The organism is Methanobrevibacter oralis, assembly GCF_001639275.1.
Taxonomy (GTDB): domain Archaea; phylum Methanobacteriota; class Methanobacteria; order Methanobacteriales; family Methanobacteriaceae; genus Methanocatella; species Methanocatella oralis.
This window is the reverse complement of record NZ_LWMU01000070.1, coordinates 1-18,012: the sequence shown is the minus strand read 5'-3', so window position 1 is coordinate 18,012 and position 18,012 is coordinate 1. Positions and strand designations below refer to the sequence as shown.

Annotated in this window: 20 protein-coding genes; 13 read left to right on the top strand and 7 right to left on the bottom strand. The window is 28.3% G+C overall.

Annotation, left to right across the window (positions count from 1 at the left end; translation table 11 throughout):
* The first annotated feature begins 26 nt into the window (after window positions 1-26).
* From rnz to nadA, 3 genes are read left to right on the top strand one after another with little or no spacing between them, the layout of a single operon-like run.
* The gene (gene rnz, locus MBORA_RS05715; RefSeq protein WP_042694135.1) at window positions 27-920 is read left to right on the top strand and encodes a ribonuclease Z; all 894 of its coding nucleotides are present in this window, start codon (window positions 27-29) and stop codon (window positions 918-920) included.
* Window positions 921-928: 8 nt separating this feature from the next.
* Window positions 929-1,678: a mechanosensitive ion channel family protein gene (locus MBORA_RS05710; protein ID WP_042694132.1), complete on the top strand. Its 750-nt coding sequence runs from the start codon at window positions 929-931 to the stop codon at window positions 1,676-1,678.
* Window positions 1,675-2,586, top strand: coding sequence for a quinolinate synthase NadA (gene nadA, locus MBORA_RS05705; RefSeq protein ID WP_063720366.1), 912 nt, complete (start codon window positions 1,675-1,677; stop codon window positions 2,584-2,586). The genes MBORA_RS05710 and nadA overlap by 4 nt, the downstream gene beginning before the upstream one ends.
* A gap of 30 nt (window positions 2,587-2,616) precedes the next feature.
* On the opposite strand, the gene MBORA_RS05700 is transcribed toward nadA, so the two are convergent.
* Window positions 2,617-2,895 carry a DUF5750 family protein gene (locus MBORA_RS05700; RefSeq protein ID WP_042694130.1) on the bottom strand — a complete coding sequence of 93 codons (279 nt, stop codon included), beginning with the start codon at window positions 2,893-2,895 and terminating at the stop codon, window positions 2,617-2,619.
* A gap of 4 nt (window positions 2,896-2,899) precedes the next feature.
* Window positions 2,900-3,787, bottom strand: coding sequence for an alpha/beta fold hydrolase (locus tag MBORA_RS05695; protein ID WP_081738399.1), 888 nt, complete (start codon window positions 3,785-3,787; stop codon window positions 2,900-2,902).
* Between the two features lie 179 nt (window positions 3,788-3,966).
* On the opposite strand from MBORA_RS05695, the gene nucS reads away from it, so the two are divergent.
* On the top strand, window positions 3,967-4,749 hold the full coding sequence (gene nucS / locus MBORA_RS05690; RefSeq protein ID WP_063720364.1) for an endonuclease NucS: 783 nt from the start codon (window positions 3,967-3,969) through the stop codon (window positions 4,747-4,749).
* Here nucS and MBORA_RS05685 read toward each other — a convergent pair.
* Window positions 4,746-5,225 (bottom strand): hypothetical protein, encoded by a 480-nt coding sequence (locus tag MBORA_RS05685; protein WP_042694125.1) that lies wholly within the window; start codon window positions 5,223-5,225, stop codon window positions 4,746-4,748. The two genes, nucS and MBORA_RS05685, sit on opposite strands and share 4 nt — an antisense overlap.
* A 98-nt stretch (window positions 5,226-5,323) precedes the next feature.
* Between MBORA_RS05685 and MBORA_RS05680 the strand changes: the two genes are divergently transcribed.
* Both MBORA_RS05680 and MBORA_RS05675 read left to right on the top strand, forming a co-directional pair.
* Entirely contained in the window at window positions 5,324-6,022 is a 699-nt protein-coding gene (locus MBORA_RS05680; protein ID WP_042694122.1) for a zinc ribbon domain-containing protein, read from the top strand.
* A gap of 46 nt (window positions 6,023-6,068) precedes the next feature.
* Complete coding sequence (locus MBORA_RS05675; protein ID WP_063720363.1) at window positions 6,069-6,896, top strand: carbon-nitrogen hydrolase family protein; 828 nt, start codon at window positions 6,069-6,071, stop codon at window positions 6,894-6,896.
* On the opposite strand, the gene MBORA_RS05670 is transcribed toward MBORA_RS05675, so the two are convergent.
* On the bottom strand, window positions 6,897-7,745 hold the full coding sequence (locus MBORA_RS05670) for a HEAT repeat domain-containing protein (protein WP_063720362.1): 849 nt from the start codon (window positions 7,743-7,745) through the stop codon (window positions 6,897-6,899).
* A gap of 90 nt (window positions 7,746-7,835) precedes the next feature.
* Here MBORA_RS05670 and MBORA_RS05665 point away from each other — a divergent pair, with 90 nt between their 5' ends.
* Genes MBORA_RS05665 through MBORA_RS05650 form a run of 4 tightly spaced genes read left to right on the top strand, consistent with a single transcriptional unit; the run spans window position 7,836 to window position 11,691 of the window.
* A complete protein-coding gene (locus tag MBORA_RS05665; RefSeq protein WP_042694121.1) occupies window positions 7,836-10,430 on the top strand; it encodes an ATP-dependent helicase in 2,595 nt (864 codons plus the stop codon).
* Between the two features lie 12 nt (window positions 10,431-10,442).
* A complete protein-coding gene (locus MBORA_RS05660) occupies window positions 10,443-10,901 on the top strand; it encodes a flavodoxin family protein (protein WP_042694118.1) in 459 nt (152 codons plus the stop codon).
* Window positions 10,902-10,917: 16 nt separating this feature from the next.
* Window positions 10,918-11,286 (top strand): DUF5518 domain-containing protein, encoded by a 369-nt coding sequence (locus MBORA_RS05655; RefSeq protein ID WP_042694116.1) that lies wholly within the window; start codon window positions 10,918-10,920, stop codon window positions 11,284-11,286.
* 15 nt (window positions 11,287-11,301) lie between these two features.
* A complete protein-coding gene (locus MBORA_RS05650; RefSeq protein WP_063720361.1) occupies window positions 11,302-11,691 on the top strand; it encodes a hypothetical protein in 390 nt (129 codons plus the stop codon).
* 5 nt (window positions 11,692-11,696) lie between these two features.
* Here MBORA_RS05650 and MBORA_RS05645 read toward each other — a convergent pair whose 3' ends face one another.
* Window positions 11,697-12,788, bottom strand: a complete 1,092-nt coding sequence (locus tag MBORA_RS05645) for a formate--phosphoribosylaminoimidazolecarboxamide ligase (protein WP_042694112.1) — start codon at window positions 12,786-12,788, stop codon at window positions 11,697-11,699.
* Between the two features lie 146 nt (window positions 12,789-12,934).
* On the opposite strand from MBORA_RS05645, the gene MBORA_RS05640 reads away from it, so the two are divergent.
* Together MBORA_RS05640 and MBORA_RS05635 are read left to right on the top strand one after the other, a co-directional pair.
* Window positions 12,935-13,465 (top strand): YfcE family phosphodiesterase, encoded by a 531-nt coding sequence (locus tag MBORA_RS05640; RefSeq protein ID WP_042694110.1) that lies wholly within the window; start codon window positions 12,935-12,937, stop codon window positions 13,463-13,465.
* A gap of 1 nt (window position 13,466) precedes the next feature.
* Entirely contained in the window at window positions 13,467-14,102 is a 636-nt protein-coding gene (locus MBORA_RS05635; RefSeq protein WP_063720360.1) for an RlmE family RNA methyltransferase, read from the top strand.
* On the opposite strand, the gene MBORA_RS05630 is transcribed toward MBORA_RS05635, so the two are convergent.
* On the bottom strand, window positions 14,099-14,518 hold the full coding sequence (locus MBORA_RS05630; protein WP_042694107.1) for a hypothetical protein: 420 nt from the start codon (window positions 14,516-14,518) through the stop codon (window positions 14,099-14,101). The two genes, MBORA_RS05635 and MBORA_RS05630, sit on opposite strands and share 4 nt — an antisense overlap.
* Window positions 14,519-15,156: 638 nt before the next feature.
* On the opposite strand from MBORA_RS05630, the gene mcm reads away from it, so the two are divergent.
* Complete coding sequence (gene mcm, locus MBORA_RS05625) at window positions 15,157-17,160, top strand: minichromosome maintenance protein MCM (protein ID WP_042694105.1); 2,004 nt, start codon at window positions 15,157-15,159, stop codon at window positions 17,158-17,160.
* Between the two features lie 348 nt (window positions 17,161-17,508).
* On the opposite strand, the gene MBORA_RS11335 is transcribed toward mcm, so the two are convergent.
* On the bottom strand, window positions 17,509-17,640 hold the full coding sequence (locus tag MBORA_RS11335) for a hypothetical protein (protein WP_261795640.1): 132 nt from the start codon (window positions 17,638-17,640) through the stop codon (window positions 17,509-17,511).
* Between the last annotated feature and the right edge of the window lie 372 nt (window positions 17,641-18,012).

Genomic DNA, 18,012 nt, shown 5'->3' with positions numbered 1-18,012 from the left:
TTTTAATTAATAAAATAAGTGATTGAATGGAAATTACATTTTTAGGAACATCAGCAGCAGTGCACTCCTATACAAGAAATCATCCAGCAATAATAATAAAAGAATTTGGAGAAGTAATGTTGTTTGATTGTGGTGAAGGAACACAAAGACAAATTATTTTTGCAAAAGTAAGTCCAATGAGAATATCCAAAATTTTTCTTAGTCATTATCATGGTGATCATATATTAGGACTTCCAGGATTATTACAATCCATGAATTTCAGAGGAAGAGAAAGTAAATTAACAATATATGGACCTAAAGGACTTGACAAAATTAAAGAAGCAATTTTTAAATTAGGGTTTTGTAAATTTGAATTTCCACTTGAATTTGTTGAAATAACATCAGGAACTATAATCGAAACCGAAGAATATATAGTTAAAGCTCAAAAAGTTAATCATAATGTTATTAATCTTGCATATTCAGTTGAAGAGCTAAAAAAACCAAGATTTTTAAAAGAAAAAGCTATTGAATTAGGCGTTCCTATTGGTCCTGCTTTCAAAAAACTTCACAATGGAGAAGAAATAGAACTAGGTGGTAAAATCATAAAACCAAAACAAGTACTTGGACCAACTAGAAAAGGATTTAAAATCACTTACACTGGAGACACTGCTCCTTGTGAAGAAATTATTGAATTTGCAAAAGACAGTGATATATTAATTCATGAAGCTACATATATCGAGGAAGATAAAGACAAAGCTAAAGAACATTTCCACTCAACATCTTCAGATGCAGCAAGAATTGCTAAACTAAGTAATTCCAAAAAATTAATATTAACTCATATTAGTACAAGATATAAAAAAACAGATGAATTATTAAAAGAAGCTAAGGATATATTTGAAAATACTCAGTTAGCTAATGATTTAATGAAAATTGAATTGTGAGAGATACTATGCCAATATTAGACCTTGATGATACTATAATTCGAGTTATAATTGTAATTATCATAGTGTTTATTACTACACTAATAACAGGCCGAATAGCTAAATACATGAAAAAAACTGAAAAGTTCAGTGAAAATATGACTGCAGTTTATCTTATTCATGATATAATAAATTACTCAATCTATTTTATAGCAATAATGATTACTTTACAAATGTTTGGTATTGATTTAGGTGGTTTATTATTAAGTTTAGGAATTGTGGGTATTGCTGTGAGCCTTGCAGCTAAGGATATTTTTTCAAACTTTATGTCTGGAATTGTACTTATACTCGGAAAAAGTATCAAAGTTGGAGAAACTGTTGAAATTAATAATCATAAAGGAAATGTAGAGAGAGTTTCACTTAGAACAACACGGATAATTGATGACAATGGAATTAAACATATTGTTCCCAACTCAGTATTGACTAACAACACTTATCTTCAATACAAAGCTCCGGAAAAATACAGAATTAATATTATAATTCACTTACCATTAAAATTTGATGTTAAAGAGTTTGAAGAGTATGTTGTTAATAAAATAAGTAGATATGAAAATGTACTTAAAAATCCCAAACCTGCACTTTATTCAAAAGGAATTAACAAGGATTGGATGGAGTTAAAAGTATCTTTTTGGATAAAAAATTATAAAAATAAAGATAAATATAAACTTATTATTACTAATGAAATTAGAAAATATATCGAGAGTGGTGAAAAAGGATGAGTAGTACATTGCAAGAGGAAATTTTGAAATTAAAAGAAGAAAAAAATGCAATTATCCTTGCACATAATTATCAACCAGGTGAAGTTCAAGAAATAGCTGATTTCCTTGGCGACTCTTTAGAATTATGTATTAAAGCTTCTAAAATTGATGATAAAGATTTAGTTATCTTTTGTGGTGTAGATTTTATGGCTGAAACAGCATATATCTTAAATCCTGATAAAAAGATTTTAATTCCAGATATTGCCGCTGAATGTCCAATGGCTCACATGCTTCCAGAAGAAGAATTATTAAAAGCAAAAAAAGAACATAGTGATGCAGGAGTAATACTTTATGTAAATAGTATTGCAGAATCTAAACAACATGCAGATACATTATGTACTTCAGCAAATGCTGTTAAAGTAACAGAAAGTTTACCACATGATAAAATTTTATTTGGACCAGATAATAACTTAGCTAATCATGTTAGCCAAAGAGTTAATAAAGAAATTATTCCTATTCCAAATGGGGGTCATTGTTATGTTCATAAATTATTCCACATAGAAGATGTTGAACTTAAAAGAAAAGAATATCCGAATGCTGAGATAATTTGCCACCCAGAATGTGACATTGAAATTCAAAATGCCTGTGATAAAGTACTTTCCACTGGAGGAATGCTAAAATATATCGCAGAAAGTGATAATGAGGAATTCGTAATTGGAACTGAAATTGACATGATTACAAGAATCAATAAAGAAATTCCAAATAAAAAATTATATCCTTTACTTGAAGGGGCAATATGCGAAACAATGAAATTACATACCTTAGAAAAAATTAGAGACTGTCTTGTAAATGAATCTCCACAAATTACATTACCAGCCAATGTCACTAAAAAATCAAAAAAAACTATAGAATATATGCTTAATGTTTAATTTCACACCACACCATCACCAACAAGGTTTTTAAAATGAATCTTCTAGAAAACTAGATAAAAATACATTCATTTCTATTTCTTCACGAGCTATAAAATCATCTAATCTAAATTGAGCCACTTCACTTTGAAAAGGATATAATTCCTTTGTAAAATACATTGTTATTTCTAAAACATCCCCTTTAACCTCTATTTTTTCATCTAAATTGTTACAAAGATAATTTATATGATTTGAAGATAATCCCATAATCCTATAAACAATAAAATTTTTATCTTCAAAATCGCCATAATCAATTATTTTAACTAACATTTAATCACTCAAAATAACCCATAAATTCATTTAGTTCACAAATAATGTTTTCAAGTTCATTAAAACATAAATGACCTAAATCAGAATCCATTACAACTAATTCAACATCATCAATCATGTCAAACATTGGAAATGCATCTAATTCTGGTGGAAAATGTGGATCTTGATTACATGCAATAATTAAAACTTTAGAAGTTATTTTGTCTAAATTCTCTTCAACATTAAAATTCATACATGCCTCATTACAATATTTTAAATCAAATATGTCCATTTCCATACTTTCATTTCCAAAACTTTCATATTCAGCATTTAATTCTTCTAAAGACATGTCCCTTAATGCTTTTTTTGAAAGTCCGAAGTTAAACTCTGCTAAGCTAGCTAGTCTTAAAGTTCTTAAAAGTGAATAAGTCATTTCTCCTTTTAAATAATCAGGATCTGATTCAATAATATCATTTACATATCTTGAGAGAATATAATCATGCCCAGCTACTTTATAACTACTAACTCCACATATTAAAAAGTCTGCATAATCTGGATAATGAATAGTTGAGGTTAATCCAACGAAACCACCCATAGAATTACCTATAATTCCTAAAACATGAGTTATGTTGAATTTTTCTTCTAAAAATTCTTTTTGAAAATTAACAAGATCTAAAATAGAATATTTTGGAAATTTATTTTTTAAATCCGTTGTAGATGGAGAACAACTTCCAGGAGAACCTAATGCAGAAATACATATGACAAAATATTTATCTTCATCAAACGGACCATTTTTATAAGTTAATGGAAATATTTTTTTCATTGATGAAAAATTTCCAAGTGACCCATGACAATAAATAATTACATTTTTAATAACACCTCTAGCATCATAAATTGGACTACCAAAAGTCATATATTCAACTTTAAGGTTATTCAAAACAGTCCCATTTTCGAATTTAAATGATTTAAGATTATAAATTTCCTTTTTTTCTTCAAAGTATTCATCAGTGAAAATAATAAGTCCTCCATTATTGACTTAAATATTTCTTTAAAAAACAAATTATTTAAATTAAACTAAACAATGTTATTGTGATGAAATATAGAATTTTAGAAAGACCTAGTTGTGAAGAAGGATATGATTTAGTAGAAGAAGCATTGCGTAAAAAAGCAACAATAATCATTTTTGCATGCTGTAAAGTTAATTATGAAGGTAGAGCATTAAGTCAACTTAACTGGGGAGAAAGGATTATACTTATAAAACCAGATGGTTCATTTTTAATACATCAAGAAAGAAAAGTAGACCCTGTAAATTGGCAACCACCCAAATCAAGAACTAGAAGTTTTATTAGAAATGATAAATTAATTCTCGAAAGTCATCGTAGAGTTCCTAAAGAATTATTAAGCGTTGAGATAAGAAAAATTCAATTTATTAATTATGCAAATGTTGAAGACTTTGAAGAACTTGAACAAGCAGGATATGAAAAAGATATGGGTGATATGATTATGGACAAACCTCATTTAATTGAAGAAGGATTTACTCCAACTGCTAGAGAATATAGTGTTGAACATGGATTTATTGATATTTTAGGAAAAGATGATGATAATAATTTAATGGTATTAGAATTAAAAGCTCGTAAAGCTGGAGTAAGTGCTGTTAAACAACTTAAAAGATATTTAAGTGATTTTGAAAACACTGAAAATGATTATTTAAAAGAATGTAAAGCTAGTAAGAAAAGAATTAGGGGACTTTTAGTAGCACCTTCACTTGGAGAAGATGCAAAAGAAATGATTGAAGATGAAGGAATTGAGTTTGTATCAATTGAACCTCCAAAAGAATTAAGGCGAGATAAAAAAACAACATTAGATGCATTTTAGCTTAAAGCATCATCTATTCTTTTCATTTCATCAATATAATATTTTTTTGTATATTTATTAGCAGGAATAGAATTAGTTACATGATGTTCTTTTTCCAATTTATAAATCAAATAATCTTCTGTTTCAAGAGAAATAGTATCATCATCATTTAATAATTCTAAATTATCCAATTCTTCAAGAATATTCTCATACTCTTCTTTTTCAAGAGCAATTACATCTTCCAAATCCATCTCTTGAATTTTATTATTTAATTGTATTGCAATAGCAACAAACCCATTAACTTCTTTATCAGAAATATCAAATTTAGATTTTCTAATTTCATCCATAGTTAATTTAATATGTTTTATTGTGGAATTTGTAACTGGAAGCTCTTTTGATAAACCAATTTGATTTATTTCGTAATGATTTTTCCAACTTCCAATAATATAAATTGCATAATTAATATCATCACAATGAATAATTTTATCATCAGCCATAATATCATACCTAAAAGAATATTTGATTTTAAAGTTAATAAAACAATTTATTTTAAATAATATAAATAATAAATGTAAATTTTAATGGAGGTTAAGCTGTGAAAAAATGTCCTGAATGTGGAAATCCTAGTTACGATGGAGCACCTGTTTGTGGAAATTGCGGATATAAATTCCCAAAACCAAAACATACAGTGACTAAAGAAGAAAATATCTTCAAAGAAGAACCTAAATTTCAAATAGACTCTTCTAATGAGACTACAGTTGATATTATAAAAGAAAATAAGCTTGTTATTGGTGCAATCGTGGTTATAACATTGATTGTAATAATCGGAATTTTCGCTACTGGAAATACTAATGAAGGTAATTCTACACTTGTAACTTCTGAATTATCCACAATTACTGAAAGTGACTTTTCATTTGATTATCCTAGCAATTGGGAAAAAGTAAATGGAAGTGATGAAGATCATCCCAATGCTATGTTTTTCAAAAATGAAAATAATACAAGCATTGAATTTTACAATGTCACTAATGATGCTTCATCTTTAAAAGAAATTACACAAAATAGAATTAGTTACGCTCAAAAAAATGGAGCATACATTGATACTGTTGAAACTATTACATTAGATGGAAGAAATGTGTCTAATATCATCTTAGAAAATGCTGATGGTAATTATACAAGATTTATTTCAATGTTTAGCGATGGCATGTTATATGTATTTAAAATAAATGGAGATTCTCCAAATTCAATTAAATCTAGTGATATTGAAAGTATGATAAATTCAGCCGATATTAAATAAAGTATGAACCATCATACTTCTTTTTTCTATTTTTAGAGAGTATAATATGTCTGAAATTGAAATTAGCCTTTGTCAAATGAAAGTGGTTGATGACAAAGATGAAAATATTAAAAAAGCTACTTATTTTATAAATGAAAGTGCAAAACAAAATGCAGATTTTGTAGTACTTCCAGAAATGTTTAATTGTCCTTATTCAAATGATAAATTTATTGAATATAGTGAAGAAGAAAAAACTAGCAAAACGTTATATAAAATTTCAAAATTAGCATTAAAACATAGAATTTATATATTAGCTGGATCTATTCCCGAAAAAGAAGATAGCAAAATTTTTAATACTAGCTATTTATTTAATAAAAAAGGAAAAATAATAGCAAAACATAGAAAAATGCATCTTTTTGATATTGATGTGAAAAATAAAATTTATTTTAAAGAATCAGATGTTTTAACTGCTGGAAATAAAACTACAATAGCAAATACAGAGTTTGGAAATATTGGAATAGGAATATGTTATGATATACGCTTTCCAGAACTAGCTAGGCTAATGGTAAATAGTGGAGCTAAAATATTATTCTATCCTGGTGCATTTAACATGACTACTGGTCCTGCACATTGGGAATTACTATTTAAAAGTAGATCTCTTGATAATCAAGTTTATTGTGTAGGTGTTGCACCTGCTTTAAATAAAGATGCTAGTTACCATAGCTATGGTCATTCAATAATAACTAATCCTTGGGGAGATGTTGTAGCTCAAGCAAATAGTGACGAATGTTTAATTATCAAAAAAATAGATTTAAACGAAATAAAAAAAATAAGGGAAGATCTTCCTCTTTTAAAAAATAAAAGAGATGATCTCTACGAAATTATTAAAAAATAATTATTCTAATTTAGCTAGTCTTTTCTTAAACCATGTTAATTTTTTATCATTGTCACTAAAAACTTCAATAGCCGTTTTTAATACTCTAACTTCACCATCATAATCATTATTTTTTCTATAAAGAACGCATAACCTTTTATATGGTGCATCTTTAGCTTGTTTAGATGTAACATATCTTTCATATTCTTTAATAGCTTTTTGAATATTAGTTTTTTCCATTTCTTTAATAGTACTCATTGGAATAACTTTAGCTATTGTTTTTCCTGATGCCTTTGCTTTTTTAACTTTTTCTGCTTTTTTAAGAGCTTTTTTACATGATTTTTTAAAGTCTTCATCAGATTCATTTCTTCTTGCTTTTTTAATTAACTCAATTGATTCATCAGAAGCTAAATCTCCTAATGCATGAATTGTAGCTAATTTTACACCCCAATCATCATCATCTAAACATTTAGCAATAGAATTTAATTCTTCATGAGCTTGAAGTTCACCTAAAGCTCTTACAGCTACTTTTCTAACACCAAAATCATCATCGTCTAATGCATCAACAAAATAAGGAACTACTTTATTATTTTCACTTTCTTTAAGAGCAAATGCTAAAAAACGTTTATTTTTACCATTTTGTGAATTAAATTCTTTAATTAATTTATCAACAGCTACATCACCCATACTTCCTAAAATTTCAGCAGCTTTGAATCTTATTTGAGCATTATCATCAGTAGTAGCTTTAATTAATGGGTCGATAATAGATTCATCATTAAGTCCAACTAATGCATTAATAGCTTCTTTTCTTATATTTACATCATCATTAGAAAGGTTATTAATTACATCTTCAAATATTAAGTCTGACATATTATATCTCCTTTAAACTAAAAGTTTAAAAATAATTATACTAATAAATTAGTTTTAGTAAATATATAAGTTTTTAAGATTGGTAATACTATGATACATGAGCAGACTAAAAGCTATTCTAAAAAGCAAATTTTTAAAATATTACATCCTTGGGTGCGAAAATGGTTTGATAATAATTTTAAAGATTTTACCCCTGCTCAAAAGAAATCTATTATTGACATCCATAAAAATAAAAATATTTTAATATCATCGCCAACAGGTTCTGGAAAAACATTAACTGCTTTTTTATCAATTATAAGCGAATTAACAAGACTTGCTGAGGCAGATGAGCTTGAAAATAAAGTTTATTGTATCTATATATCCCCCCTAAAGGCTCTGGATAATGATATCGAAAAGAATTTAGATGAGCCTATTGAAGGCATTGAAAAAATAGCTGGTCGTAAGCTTGGAATACGAAAAGCTGTTAGAACTGGAGATACAACACAATATCAAAGACAAAAAATGCTTAAAAAAGCCCCACATATTTTAATTACAACTCCTGAGACCCTTTCTATCTTACTAGTAGCCCCTAAGTTTAGAAAAAAGTTAAGTAATGTTAAATATGTTATTATTGATGAAATTCATTCATTAGCTGAAAATAAACGTGGAGTTCATTTAAGTTTATCTCTAGAACGCCTACAACATTTAATTGGACAATATACAAGAATTGGTCTTTCTGCAACAGTTAGTCCTATTGAAGAAGTGGCTCAATATTTAGTTGGTTATGAATATGGTGTTGGAAGAGACTGTGAAATAGTTAATATAAACTACTTAAAAGATTTAGATATGGAAGTAATGTGTCCTGTAAGCGATATTGTCATTGCAGATGAAGAAGATACCAGATTAGGCACATATGACTTGCTTGATGATTTGATATGGGAAAATAAAACAACACTTGTTTTTACAAACACTAGAAGTGGGACAGAGCGTTTTGTTTATAATTTAAAAAAAATGTATCCCTCACATTACAATAGCAATAACATAATGGCTCACCATTCTTCTCTTTCAAAAGAAGTTCGCTTAGAAACAGAAAACAAATTAAAAAATGGTGAACTCAAAGCTGTTGTATCTTCAACTTCCCTTGAACTTGGAATTGATATTGGATACATTGATTTAGTAGTTTTAATAAATTCCCCAAAATCTGTTGCAAGAGCCCTTCAAAGAATTGGAAGAAGTGGCCATAAATTACATGAAAAATCAAGAGGCAAAATAATTGTAAATGATCGTGACGATTTAGTTGAATGTTCTCTACTTTTAAAAAATGCTAAAGAAGGAAAAATTGATAAAATAAATATGCCTCGGAATTGTTTAGATGTTTTAGCTCAGCATATTTACGGAATGTCTATTGAAAATCCATGGGACATTGATTATGCATTTGATGTGATTAGAAAAAGTTATAACTACAAAAATTTAACTAGAGATGATTATGAAAATGTTTTAAGTTATTTAGCTGGTGAATATCCTGAATTAGAAGAAAGATATGTTTATGCTAAAATTTGGATTGATTATAAAGAAAATACTTTTGGAAAACGTGGTAAACTAGCTAGAATGTTATATTCGACAAACATTGGCACTATTCCAGACAGCTCGGGAGTTTTAGTTAAATGTGATGGCGAAACTGTTGGGCGAATTGAAGAAGATTTTATGGAACGTTTAAAAAAAGGAGATACCTTTGTTTTAGGAGGAAACATTTATAATTTTAAATATGGTAAAGGAATGACAATAAATGTATCTCCAGCTAGCGGACCTCCAACTATCCCTTCATGGTTTTCACAACAACTCCCATTATCTTTTGATTTAGCTATAGATATTCAAAGATTTAGAGACCATATGAATTCAAAATTTAGATATAAGCGTAGTAAAGAAGAAATTATGGAATTCATATATGATTATCTATATGTAGATGATTTTGCAGCTAATTCAATTTATGAATACTTTCTAGAACAATATAAATATGCTAAAATCCCAAGTAACCGCAGATTATTAATTGAATACTATAAAGGTTTTGGAGATAAGCGTTTTGTAATTTTCCATTCATTATTTGGGAGAAAAGTAAATGATGCACTTTCAAGAGCTGTTGCATATATTGTTGCCAAAAGATATAATATAAATGTAACGATTTCAATTTCGGATAATGGATTTTACTTAAGTTCAGATGGAAAAATTGGAGGTCTTGAAGCATTTCGTGAACTTACACCTGAAAACTTTGAAAACATTTTAACACAAGCACTTAATAAAACAGAAACATTAGCTAGTAGATTTAGACATTGTGCTGGAAGATCATTAATGACCCTTAGAAAATACAAAGGAGAATCTAAATCTGTTGGTCGCCAACAAGTTAGAGGAAAAATACTTCTAAAATTTGTCCAAGAAATGGATAATAATTTTTCAATTTTAAAAGAAGCTAGAAGAGAGGCTTTGGAAGATTATATGGATGTTAAAAATGCTAAAAAAGTGATAAGTTCTATTTATTCGGATGAAATGGAAATAATCACCATAAATACTGTAATTCCAAGCCCTTTTGCATTTAATTTGGTTTCACAAGGTTATCTTGATGTGTTAAATCAGAACGATAAAGCAGAGTTTACAAAAAGAATGCATAAAGCAATTTTAAATCAGATAAAAGATAAATTAAAAGATATATAATGAGGTTATAAAATGAAAACATTAGTTGTATATTACTCTAGAAGCAATGTAACAAGAAAAATTGCAGAAATGATTAGAGAAAAATTAGACTGTGATATTGAAGAAATTACGGATGCTGGAAAATATGGTGGAAAAATTGGATATATGAAAGGAGGATTTGATGCTACAACTGGAAAAACAACCAAAATCAACGAAATCACAAAAAATCCAAGTGATTATGATTTAGTAATAGTTGGAACTCCTATTTGGGCTTCTAATATGGCAACACCAGTTTATAGTTATTTAATCAAATATAGCGATCAAATAAATGATATTGCTCCATTTTGTACTTGTATAAGTGGAGGATATGAAAAAACTTTAGAAAAAATAAAAGAAATTACAAAAAAACAACCAAAATCCGAAATGTATTTAACAAGAAAAGATATAAAAAATCCTATCGAAAAAATTAATAATTTTATAGAGAAAATATAATTTATGAGAGGATAATATGACTAAATGGACACCTGTGTTAATTGGTTTTATATTAGCTGTAATTGTTAAATCATTTTTTGCACAATATGAGTTTATAGGACTTTTAATTGTTGGATTTCTTGTTGGATATATTGCTCGAGATGGAATGCTCGGTGGTATGTGGAATGCTGCTGTTGCAGGAGCATTAGGCACAATTGTAAGTGCTGTATTATTTGTACTTGCATTTACACTCGGAGGCAGTTTATTTGGAATATTTGGAGGGTTAATTGGATTTACTATCTCAGGCATTTCAAGTATAATAGTAGTTATAGGATATTTAATTTATTACTCAATAGTTATGGGAATTACAGGAGCATTTGGTGGTATGTTAGCTTCTAAAAAATAAATTGGAGATAAAAATATGGATTTGAGAAATGATATTCACTGGAAATCATTAATAATTGGTGCAGCAATATCTACTACAATCGTCATTATTGCATCAAAAGGATATGATTTCTTATATCTATTTTCAGCAATTGGTCTAATATATGTTGGTTATAAAGCAAAAAATATGAAAATGGGTGCAATATTAGGAACAATCGCTGCAATACCACTAGCAATACTCACTTATTATGGTGGATTTGGATTAATCACAGATTCAACAATTTTAATAATTTCAATGATATCTGTCCTAGTTGTAGGGGCTATAATTGGATTTGCCGGAGCATTAGCTAGTAGAGATAGAAAAAAAGCAAAAGAAGAATATTTAAAAAAACAAAAAATTGGTAAAAAGAAAAAGAAAAAAGAATAATGAATTTATGTTATAATTTTTTCTAATTCTTCTCTTTTTAATGCATTTTTAATTTCCAATGCAACACGCCTACCCATACTCATTGGTTTACCATGACTTAAATATGAATATGCTGAACCGTTCATAAATGTATTTGTTCCACCATCAGTTCTTGCACTAATTTCAAAACAAATTACTTCAAGATTATCGTTAACTAATGTTTGCATACAAAATGGACCATTTAATCCAGGTTTTACTAATTTTTTAGCACTTTCAACTAATTTGTCAGCTATATCAAATACTTGAGGAAGTAAAGATTCTCTTATTACAACAGGATGATTTCCAGTAACAACATAAGAAGGACTTAAATCAATATCTAATTGATCTTTTGCAGGCATTCTTACAAAACCATCAATACTTGATTCATATCTTGAATCCATACCTAATACTTCTACTTTATCATCTAAAGCAGAGTAAAAATAATGAATACAATAATTACACCCAGAAACATACTCTTCAATATGTGCATTAGCTACATCACTATCTTCTAACCATCCACGAGCTTTCATAGCTTCAATTTTTGAATCAAATTCTTCAGTAGATGATGCTACAAAGTAACCTCTTCCACCTCTTGCGCCTGGAAATTTAACCATTACTGGTCTGTCAATTTCTGAAGAATCATTATATTTAAATGGAATTCTCACATCACCTTCAACAAGTAACTGTCTTTCTTTGTCTCTTTCGGCTTCCCATCTTAAAATATCCCTATTACCAAACATTGGTACATTGAATTTATCTTCAACATTTTCTAAACCAGCATATGCTACAAATGAACCATGAGGCACAACAATTGCATTTAAATCTCTTAGTTGTTGTTGAACATCTTCATTTACAATGTCTTTAAATTCATTAACTATAATGTACTCATCAGCAACGTCAAAACGTTGGTATGGTACTTCACGCCCTTTTTCACAAACAATAGCTGTCTTAAAACCTTCCGCTTTTGCACCTTGCAAAATATGTAAAGAAGTATGGCTTCCAAGAGTAGCTATTGTAATATTGTTCTTATCATATCCATCTAAGATACTTAATATATCCTCTTTTTTAACTTTACCCATTTTATCTCCTCAAAAAATGATATTCATATATATGTTTTTATCAATTAATAATTTTTATTATTTGAATTTTTGAATTAAAAATTAAAAAGAAATATTAAAAAGGATAGTAAACAAAATAGAACTGTAAGGATTAAGGATGAAAAATAATGTTAATTGGTTTAATTTCAGATACACATGTTCCAGATAGAATTAAAGAAATTCCTAAAAAAGTACTTGAAGCTTTTGATGGAGTGGATTTAATAATTCATTCTGGAGATTTAACCTCTATTAAAGTAATTGAAGATTTAGAAAAAATAGCTCCAGTAATAGCTATTCAAGGAAATATGGATCGGCTAAATGGAATTGATTTGGAAAAATATAAAGTAATTGAAGCTGAAGGATTGAAAATTGGGGTTGCACATGGAGAAGTATATCCTAGAGGCGATAGTCAACAATTAGTTTATCTAGCTAAACAATTAAATGCAGACATATTTGTTTCTGGCCACTCACACCAACCTAAAATTGAACAAAAAGATGGAGTGTTATTATTAAATCCTGGAAGCCCAACCGTGCCAGTTCTTGCAGATAGGACAGTGATGATTCTTGAAATTAGAAATAAAGATGTTGATGTAGAAGTTATAAAAATTGGTTCACCAGTATGTAGTGCACTTGATTTAGAAAAATTTAGGAGGAATTAAAATGGGCAATCGTTGGCAAATGGAAAAAAAGAAAGACCCCTATTATAAAAAAGCAAAACAAGAAGAATATCGTTCAAGAGCATCATATAAACTTAAACAACTTGATAAAAAATTCAATATCATCAAAGAAGGAAATAGTGTTGTAGATTTAGGAGCTGCTCCTGGAGGATGGTCACAAGTTGCTCTTGAAAAAGTTGGAGAAGAAGGAATTGTTGTTGGAGTGGACTTAAATAGGTTTAAAAGATTTCCTGAAGAAAATTATTATGGAATTAGAGGAGACTTTACTGAAAAAGAAGTTCAAGACAAAATTATAACATTACTTGGAAGAAAAGCTAAAGTAGTACTATCTGATGCATCACCATCCCTTTGTGGTATTAAAAACATAGATCAATTACGATCAATCGATTTAACAAATGTAGTTATTGAAATTGCTGAAAATATTCTAGAAGAAAAAGGAAACCTGGTAATAAAGGTATTTCAAGGTCCAGAATATAAAAATATGTTAGATAGTCTTAAAAGTAAATTCAGACAAGTTAAAACAACTAAACCACCATCATCACGTAAAAAAAGCTCAGAAATGTATGTTGTTGGATTAGGATATAATCATCATAAAAAAAAGATAAAAAAGGAAAATTAAAGACTATTAAAAGCATCATTTGCTTTATCAAGTTTTTCTTTTGCAAAATCAATTCTACTATCAACTTCATTAGATGGCTTATCAGCATCAAGAGCACTTTCAACATTTTTAATTGCACTATCTGCTCTTGTTAACTCTAATTTCGCATCATTGTATGTTTGAACATCATCAGAACCACCAGCATAATAAGTTGATTTAACACTATCAAACTTAGCAGATAAATCATTATATGATGATTTAAGCTCAGCAAGTTCATCTGATTGAGTACCTGCGGATATTTCATTAGTAATACCTTCAGAAATTATACTATAACCTACATATCCTACAACAATGACTGTAGATATTATCATAATAATCCCAACAATAGAAATCAACATTGAAGTAGATTTAAATAACCTTAACCTAGATTTTCTCATCAAAAACCCTCATGTATTTACTAAATTAAAATATACAATATTTAATTATATGATTTTAGTATTTAATCCTTTACCAACATCAGCATTCCTAGAAATTTAAGAAGAATCTTTTTTAATTCAGTTATTTCTTTATTTTTTCCATATTTTTCTTTTATTTTAGATAATTCTGTGCTAATATATATTAATTCTTTTTTAATTAGTTATAATTTGCTTATAATTTATTTAATTCATGAAAAAGGTTTCGAAGAATTAATACAAGAAAGAAAAAAAACCAACAATAATCAACAAAGAACAACCTCAAATGTTAATTAATAAACATTCAGAAAACAAGAGAAAACATACTAAAAACATGTTTTTAATGAGTTTGTAATTCTCTTATTTATAACATATGTTCACAAATCATATAAAAAAAACTACGATAAAATAAGACAATATTAAAACAAAATAAATAGACAATGTTATTTAAACAAGACATGATTAAAAATAATTGGCATTAAAAACTTAAGTTTATAGAGTTGCTTTTAACTAGCAAAATATATATTAAACTATATAATTCAAAATTAAAAATCTATCAATTTTTTGAAAGTTCCAAAAAAAGAATATTTTTTTAAATGAGAAATATCATAAGTAAATACTGAATGAATTCTACTACTAAATCACAAACATCAATTGCAAAATTTGAAGAATTTTTTGCAACTTCATACAAAGATGATGTATTTGAAATACTTGAAACATATCCTGATGAGCGATCACTTATTGTAGATTATAATGATTTAGAGATGTTTGATCCTGACTTAGCAGATTTATTAATTGAGAAACCTCAAGAAATTATTGAAGCATCTCAAATGGCTATAAAAAATATTGATCCTCTTGTAAAAGATGCTGATTTAAATATTAGATTTGCAAATGTTACAAACTTGATTCCTCTAAAAACTCTTTTAAGTAAATATATTGGTAAGTTTGTCTCAGCAGATGGCATCGTTAGAAAAACTGATGAAATTAGACCTCGTATTGAAACTGGAGTATTTGAATGTAGAGGTTGTATGAGATTACACGAAGTAGAACAAAGTTCAAGTAATAGAATAATTGAACCATCATTATGTAGTGAGTGTGGTGGTAGATCTTTTAGATTATTACAAGAAGAATCCAAATACATTGATACACAAACAGCAAGGATGCAAGAACCTTTAGAAAACTTATCTGGAGGAACTGAACCTAAACAAATGTTAATGATTTTAGAAGATGATTTAGTAGATGAATTAAATCCTGGAGACAAAGTAAGAATTACTGGAACATTACGTACCTTTAGAGAAGAACGTAGCGGTAAATTTAAAAATTATATTTATGTTAATCATATTGAAGCTTTAGAACAAGAATTTGAAGAATTACAACTATCACAAGAAGATGAAGAAAAAATTATTGAACTAGCTAAAGATCCAGACATACACGAAAAAATCATTAGATCAACAGCACCTTCAATTAGAGGATATCGAGAAGTAAAAGAAGCTATTGCACTTCAATTATTCGGTGGAGCCGCAAAAAGACTTGAAGATGAAACTCGTCTTAGAGGAGATATTCATATCCTAATTGTTGGAGATCCAGGTATTGGTAAATCCCAAATGCTGAAATATGTCTCTAAATTAGCTCCAAGAAGTATTTATACTAGTGGTAAAGGTACAACTGGTGCCGGATTAACAGCTGCTGCAGTTAGAGATGAACTTGGTGGATGGTCTCTAGAAGCAGGTGCATTAGTACTTGGAGATCAAGGAAATGTATGTGTTGATGAATTGGATAAAATGAGATCAGAAGATAGATCTGCACTTCATGAAGCTTTAGAACAACAAACTGTAAGTATCGCTAAAGCAGGGATAATGGCAACTTTAAATTCAAGATGTTCTGTTCTTGCTGCTGCAAACCCTAAATTTGGAAGATTTGACCGTTATAAAGTTTTAGCAGAACAAATTGATTTACCTTCACCTATCTTATCTCGTTTCGATTTAATCTTTGTTGTTGAAGATAAGCCAAGTAGAGAAGGAGATACAAAATTAGCAGAACATATTTTAAAAATACACCAATCTAATACAGTTGATTATGCAATTGAGCCAGAATTACTTAGAAAATATATTGCATATGCTCGTAAAAATATAAATCCAACATTAACCAATGATGCAATAACTGTTTTAAAAGAATTCTATGTAAATACAAGAAACGGTAATGCAGAAGAACAAGCACCTGTTCCTATCACCGCAAGACAATTAGAAGCTATTATTCGTTTAGCAGAAGCTAGTGCTAAAATTAAACTTAAAGATACTGTTGATAGAGAAGATGCTCAAAGAGCTGTAGAATTACAATTAGCTTGTCTTAAAGAAGTTGGAGTAGACCCTGAAACTGGAGAATTCGATGTTGAAGTTATAGAAGGTAGAACTCCAAAATCTGAAAGAGATAAAATGCAAAGAATTACCGAAGAAGTAGCTATGCTTGAAGAAGAATTTGCAGGTACCGCTCCTTTAAATGTTTTAATTTCTAATATGATAGATAAATATGATATTAGTGAAGATAAAGTTGAAAATATCGTTCGAAACTTAAAACAAAAAGGAATACTATATGAACCATCAGCTGGATACCTTAAACGAGTATCTTAAAGTCTTTTTTAAATTTAAATTTCATCAGCTGACAATAAGTTTAAATTGAAATATAACCAGTTAGAATTTGAATAAACAGATGAAAAAAAATAATCTGCGCAATAACTTTAAATAAAGACTGTGCATTCTCAGCTGGAGACATTATACTAAATAATTTATCGATTAATTTTATGAAATAGAAGGTAAACCATTGCTGTCAAGCTAAGGTTTTTTAATTTTTTTAAAAACTATCTTGTATGTTTGATTTGCATTTTTTATGATAAAAATTCTTTTTATCTCTTTTTTTTGTTTGTTGGTGGTTTAATTTTTGTGTAAACCAAATCTTTTTTGGCCATGTCAATTATTTCTTTAACTATTATTTGTATTTCTTCTTGGTTGTCTGTTAGTAGTCTGGGTAGTTCTTCTTTTATGTTTCCAATTAATGTGTTGATGTTGGTTTTGTATATGTATTTTGTTGTCTTTTTTTGGTTTTCTTGTCATTTGTTCTTCTGCGTCGTGTTTGAGTCCTATTAGTTATGTTGAATAGGTATGTGTGGCTTATAGAAGTCCTTGTTCTATTATTATTTTCTTTTTTCCTGTGAATTTTTTCGATTTTTAATATTGTTTTTTAACCTGTCGTAATTATGTTTCTATTGTCCATCTATCGCCGTATAATTGTTTTAATTCTTCATGGTGTTGCTATTTCTTTTGGGATATTGGTAAAATAGTATTTTATGTTTTTCCATTTTTTTAGTTTTACTTTTACAATTCATTACTTTTTATATTACTGTTTTTAATCTTGCCATTTCTTTTAGTTCTTCGTTTTTGAAATTTCTACGTTTTAATGAATCTAGACTAATGAAGAATGTTTTA

Excerpts from the sequence above, each read along its gene's own strand:
- MBORA_RS05675 (WP_063720363.1), top strand. The coding sequence starts at position 6,069 with ATGTCTGAAATTGAAATTAGCCTTTGTCAAATGAAAGTGGTTGATGAC.
- MBORA_RS05640 (WP_042694110.1), top strand. The coding sequence starts at position 12,935 with ATGTTAATTGGTTTAATTTCAGATACACATGTTCCAGATAGAATTAAA.
- MBORA_RS11335 (WP_261795640.1), bottom strand. The coding sequence starts at position 17,640 with ATGACAAGAAAACCAAAAAAAGACAACAAAATACATATACAAAACCAA.
- MBORA_RS05635 (WP_063720360.1), top strand. The coding sequence starts at position 13,467 with ATGGGCAATCGTTGGCAAATGGAAAAAAAGAAAGACCCCTATTATAAA.
- mcm (WP_042694105.1), top strand. The coding sequence starts at position 15,157 with ATGAATTCTACTACTAAATCACAAACATCAATTGCAAAATTTGAAGAA.
- MBORA_RS05685 (WP_042694125.1), bottom strand. The coding sequence starts at position 5,225 with ATGGCTGATGATAAAATTATTCATTGTGATGATATTAATTATGCAATT.
- MBORA_RS05650 (WP_063720361.1), top strand. The coding sequence starts at position 11,302 with ATGGATTTGAGAAATGATATTCACTGGAAATCATTAATAATTGGTGCA.
- nadA (WP_063720366.1), top strand. The coding sequence starts at position 1,675 with ATGAGTAGTACATTGCAAGAGGAAATTTTGAAATTAAAAGAAGAAAAA.
- MBORA_RS05695 (WP_081738399.1), bottom strand. The coding sequence starts at position 3,787 with ATGACTTTTGGTAGTCCAATTTATGATGCTAGAGGTGTTATTAAAAAT.
- MBORA_RS05670 (WP_063720362.1), bottom strand. The coding sequence starts at position 7,745 with ATGTCAGACTTAATATTTGAAGATGTAATTAATAACCTTTCTAATGAT.
- rnz (WP_042694135.1), top strand. The coding sequence starts at position 27 with ATGGAAATTACATTTTTAGGAACATCAGCAGCAGTGCACTCCTATACA.
- MBORA_RS05665 (WP_042694121.1), top strand. The coding sequence starts at position 7,836 with ATGATACATGAGCAGACTAAAAGCTATTCTAAAAAGCAAATTTTTAAA.
- MBORA_RS05645 (WP_042694112.1), bottom strand. The coding sequence starts at position 12,788 with ATGGGTAAAGTTAAAAAAGAGGATATATTAAGTATCTTAGATGGATAT.
- MBORA_RS05660 (WP_042694118.1), top strand. The coding sequence starts at position 10,443 with ATGAAAACATTAGTTGTATATTACTCTAGAAGCAATGTAACAAGAAAA.
- MBORA_RS05710 (WP_042694132.1), top strand. The coding sequence starts at position 929 with ATGCCAATATTAGACCTTGATGATACTATAATTCGAGTTATAATTGTA.
- MBORA_RS05630 (WP_042694107.1), bottom strand. The coding sequence starts at position 14,518 with ATGAGAAAATCTAGGTTAAGGTTATTTAAATCTACTTCAATGTTGATT.
- MBORA_RS05700 (WP_042694130.1), bottom strand. The coding sequence starts at position 2,895 with ATGTTAGTTAAAATAATTGATTATGGCGATTTTGAAGATAAAAATTTT.
- nucS (WP_063720364.1), top strand. The coding sequence starts at position 3,967 with ATGAAATATAGAATTTTAGAAAGACCTAGTTGTGAAGAAGGATATGAT.
- MBORA_RS05655 (WP_042694116.1), top strand. The coding sequence starts at position 10,918 with ATGACTAAATGGACACCTGTGTTAATTGGTTTTATATTAGCTGTAATT.